The organism is Streptomyces niphimycinicus, assembly GCF_018883605.1.
GTDB lineage: Bacteria > Actinomycetota > Actinomycetes > Streptomycetales > Streptomycetaceae > Streptomyces > Streptomyces niphimycinicus.
The window spans coordinates 1-2,104 of record NZ_JAHLEM010001194.1; the positions used below are offsets into that span (position 1 = coordinate 1).

Consider the following 2,104-nt stretch of genomic DNA (forward strand, 5'->3'; position numbering starts at 1 on the left):
CGCCGGTCGCGGCGCGGCGCACGGGCGTGCGCACCAGACCGCGGTAGAGCGGCGGCAGCTCCCCGGTGGCGGCGGCGGCGCGCAGCGTCGCCATCTGAAGCCGTACGGGTACGAGTACCGCCTCGTCGGCCACGGCGTGGGCCGCGTCGAACAGGGCGAGCCCCTCCTCGGCGGACAGCGGCAGCACCCCGCCGCGCGCCGCCCGCTGCTGGTCGGCCTCGCCGAGCCGGCCGCCCATCCCCCGCTCCTCGGCCCACATGCCCCACACCAGGGACAGTGCGGTACGGCCGGTGGCGCGGCGGTGGCCGGCGAGGGCGTCCAGGAAGACGTTCGCCGCCGCGTAGCCGCCCTGGCCCGCGCCGCCCAGCGTGCCGGCCGCGGCCGAGAAGAGCACGAAGGCGGACAGGTCCAGGTCGCGGGTCAGCTCGTGGAGGTTGACCGCCGCGTCGACCTTGGGCCGCAGCGCCGTGTCCACCCGCTCGGGCGTCAGCATGTCGATGACGCCGTCGTCGAGGACGCCCGCGGTGTGCACCACGGCCGTCAGCGGACGGTCGGCCGGAATCGTGGCCAGCAGCCCGGCAAGGGCCGCCCGGTCGGCCGCGTCGCATGCGGCGACGGTGGCCTGCGCGCCCAACTCGGCCAGCTCCGCCACCAGTTCGGCCATGCCGTCGGCGGCGGGGCCGCTGCGGCTGGTCAGCAGCAGATGGCGGGCGCCGTGCGCGGTGGCCAGATGGCGGGCGAACAGCCTGCCCAGACCGCCGGTGGCGCCGGTGATCAGCACCGTGCCGTCCGGGTCGATGGCCTTGCCGGTGGGCTCGGTGGCCGTGCCGGTCGGGTCGGTGGCCGTGCCGGTCGGGTCGGTGGCCGTGCCGATGGGCTCGGTGGCCGTGCCGGTCGGGTCGGTGGCCCGCCCGGTCGGGTCGATGGCCTTCCGCTCCGACGTCTCGGCGGCCGGGGCCGTCTCGACCCTGGCCAGGCGCGGTGCGTACGCGGCCCCGGCGCGCAGCGCCAGCTCGGGCTCGTCCGAGTCCAGCGCCGCCGCGAGCGCCGGGTAGGACACCTCGCCGTCCACGTCCAGCAGCACGAACTGGCCCGGGTTCTCCGTCTGCGCGGAGCGCAGCAGACCCCACACCGGTGCGTGCGCCAGGTCCGCCACCGCCGGGTCGGCGGCCGCGGCGACCGCGCCACGCGTGACCACGACCAGCCGGGCCGAACCGGGCCGACCGCCGTTCAGCCACTCCTGGAGCAGTGCCAGGACGCGGTGGGTGGCCGTATGCGCACCGGCGGCGAGGCCGCCCTCGGCAGCGCTCGGCTCCGCCGGGAACGGCACCAGCACGGTGTCCGGCGCGGCCTCGCCCGCCTCGACCGCCGCGTTCAGCGAGCCGAGGTCGTCGTGGACCGAGGCGCGGAACCCGGCCGTCTCCAGGGCCACGCTCAGCTTGAGCTCATCGCCGCCGATGACGGCGAAGCCCGCCGACCCGGTCCGCGAAGTCGCCTGCGAGGACGCGGCAGACGGTGCCGCCACCGGCGCCCAGTCGATACGGAACAGCGACTCATGGCGGTCGGAGGCGGTCGCACCGGCGATCCGGTCCGCCTCCAGCGCCCCGACCTCCAGCGCGTCCACCGACGCGACGAGCGCACCCGTCTCATCGGCCGCCACCATCGACACCGCGCCGTCCTCGGTCAGCGCCAGCCGTACGCGCAGCGCCTCGGCGCCGACCGCGTACAGGCTCACCCCACGCCAGGAGCGCGCCACCGCGGCACCGCCCGCGCCCAGCGCGAGCGGCTGGAGCGCACCGTCCAGCAGGGCCGGGTGCAGGGCGAAGCGGGCGGCCTCGGGCTGCCGCTCCGCCGCGAGGCGGACCTCCGCGAACAGCTCCTCGCCACGCCGCCAGACGCGGTGCAGGCCCTGGAACGCGGGTCCGTGCAGCAGCCCGGCGCGCGCCATGCTCGCGTACAACTCATCGGTGTCGACCGCTTCCGCGTCGGCGGGCGGCCACACGGACAGCGCCTCGGCACCGCCGGCCGCCGGAGCCACGCCCGCTGTGGCAACGCCCGTCAGGGCCTGGCCCGCCAGGGCCTCGCCCGAGGCGAGCACACCGGC

General features: G+C 77.4%; 1 pseudogene. It reads right to left on the reverse strand.

The window, feature by feature from the left end:
• Nucleotides 1-2,056: pseudogene (locus KN815_RS48790) on the reverse strand (SDR family oxidoreductase); the annotation flags it as partial.
• Nucleotides 2,057-2,104: the final 48 nt, after the last annotated feature.